General features: G+C 67.8%; 2 protein-coding genes and 1 pseudogene. All 3 read right to left on the bottom strand.

Annotated elements, in window-relative coordinates:
* Positions 1-89: 89 nt before the first annotated feature.
* Complete coding sequence (gene trbG, locus HUK84_RS16445) at positions 90-1,097, bottom strand: P-type conjugative transfer protein TrbG (RefSeq protein WP_176641240.1); 1,008 nt, start codon at positions 1,095-1,097, stop codon at positions 90-92.
* Positions 1,094-1,777 (bottom strand): conjugal transfer protein TrbF, encoded by a 684-nt coding sequence (gene trbF, locus HUK84_RS16440; protein ID WP_176641239.1) that lies wholly within the window; start codon positions 1,775-1,777, stop codon positions 1,094-1,096. Before trbF ends, trbG begins: the two co-directional genes overlap by 4 nt.
* Positions 1,777-1,944 (bottom strand): annotated as a pseudogene (locus HUK84_RS23295) (P-type conjugative transfer protein TrbL); the annotation flags it as partial. The gene trbF and the pseudogene HUK84_RS23295, both read right to left, overlap by 1 nt.

Here is a 1,944-nt window from a genome sequence, read left to right as displayed (position 1 = left end):
CGGCGGAGCGAGCGGCGCACCATCCGGCGCGGCGCCTTGCCCGGACGGTGGCACGGCGCCCGGCTGGTCCGCCGTGTCTTTCTCCTCAGTCATGACGGCCGCCCATCCGTGCGGACGATGCGCACGCGCTGCTCGCTGGTCTTGTCGCCCAGCCGCAATTCGGCCGCCGCGAACAGCCGGTCGACGATTATCCAGTTCTGGCGGACGCGATAATTGGCCAGCGCGGGATTGCCGTCCGGCCCCAACACGAAGAGCGGCGGCAGGTCACCCTGCCCAATCCCGCTTGGGAAGGCGATATAGACTTTCCGTCCGTCGTCGAAGGCCCGCAGCGGTTGCCAGGGCGGCACGCCGCCTTTCACGTCCTGGATCGCGTAGCGGAAATTGAGGGCGTCGAGGTTCAACCCGGTATCGACAGGCGCCTCATCGCCGGCCGCATCGTCCTGCCGGCGCAGCGCGATCAGATCGTCCTCGGGATAGTCCCACGACACGGAGGCCATATAGGTCGCCGGCGTTGCGCGCAGCTCCGCCAGGTAAGTCCGCCGATCAGTGTTGACGATCAGGTTCGTCGTCAGGTCCGGCCGGGTCGGCTTGAGCAGGATATGCACCCGTTTGGCGGCCCCTGTGCCGCTGGACGTATCGCCGATGACCCAGCGCACGGTATCGCCGGCCGCGACCGGGCCGGAACCGACCAGCTTCTCGCCGGGTTGGAGCATAATGTCGGTGATCTCGCCGGGGGAGGCGTAGACCTGATAGAGCGCCCCGGGGCTGTAGGGATAGACCTGCACCGCATTGACGAACCCGGCCCGCGTCGGCTGGATCCGCGCCGCCAGATTGGCTTGAGTCACGCGTGTCGCGGGGTCGGCGGACTCCGGCGCGGCGTGTCGTGTCCTCGATCTGTGCGGCGGCAAGGGCTTCAGTTGCCCGGGCAAGGGCAGCGGCTGAGGCACCTCCACGACCTGCACCGGCTTCGGCGGATCCGGCAGACGCGTCGCCTGGACCGCATCATCATAGCGGATGGCGGGCGGCTGATAGGGCCCGGCACAGGCGGACAGCGCGAGCAGCATCAGCGGCAGGGCGCGCAAGACCGTGCGGATCATTGTCCGAGTTCCTTCGACCAGTTGATGGCGGTAATGGTGATGCCGAGCGGGTTCTTCCGCAGACGATCGGCGGTGCGCGGCGTGACGATCATCACCGTGAGAATGGCGGTCCAGCGCTCGGTGCCGGTGAACGCGCCGTCGCGGTAGTGCCGCTCCGTCCAGGCGACGCGGAAACTGTTCGGCGATGCCCGGATCACCGACGACACATCCACCTCCACCTGCTCATGGCCGATCCGCGAGAACGGATCGCTCAGACGCGCGTCGTCATTCAGCGCCTGTGCCCCGGAAATGGCAGTGAAATCATAGGCGCGCAGCCAGTTCTGCCGCACGACCACAGGATCGGCGGATAGACTGCGCACATCCTCGATGAAGCGCGCCAAATACCACGCCACCTGCGGATCGGTGGGCACATAGGCCGTGGTCGCGGGTCCGACCGCCTGTGCCTGCCCCAACCGGTCGACCTGCACCACCCAGGGTACGATCGTGCCACGGGCCGCCTGCTGGATCAGCGCCATGCCCAATGCAGCAGCGAGCAGGAGCGAGCCGAACGCCATGCAGCGCCAGTTGCGCGCCTGCACGCGGGCCGAACCGATCCGCTCGTCCCAGATCTGAGCGGCTTTCTGATAGGGGGTCACCGGAATCGGCGTGTCCCCGTAGCGTGTGGTGGAACGACGGAACATCATTCTTTCTCCGAGAGATCGATGGACGCGGATCCGCCGCCGCCATCGGCCGAGCGGATGACGTTGGCAGCCTCGGCCGCATGGGCCGCGGCATTGCGGCGTTTCATGTTTCGCGCCCAGCGCGGCGGCTTGGCGTCATCCCCGCCCCCCGCACCACCCCCGCTGCC

It is taken from the genome of Nguyenibacter vanlangensis (assembly GCF_013376155.1).
Lineage (GTDB): Bacteria > Pseudomonadota > Alphaproteobacteria > Acetobacterales > Acetobacteraceae > Gluconacetobacter > Gluconacetobacter vanlangensis.
Note: the sequence above shows the minus strand (reverse complement) of the source record. Positions and strands in the feature narration are given on the sequence as shown.

What these genes read in the sequence shown, in the direction of transcription:
- trbG (WP_176641240.1), bottom strand. Translation starts at nt 1,097, where the DNA reads ATGATCCGCACGGTCTTGCGCGCCCTGCCGCTGATGCTGCTCGCGCTG.
- trbF (WP_176641239.1), bottom strand. Translation starts at nt 1,777, where the DNA reads ATGTTCCGTCGTTCCACCACACGCTACGGGGACACGCCGATTCCGGTG.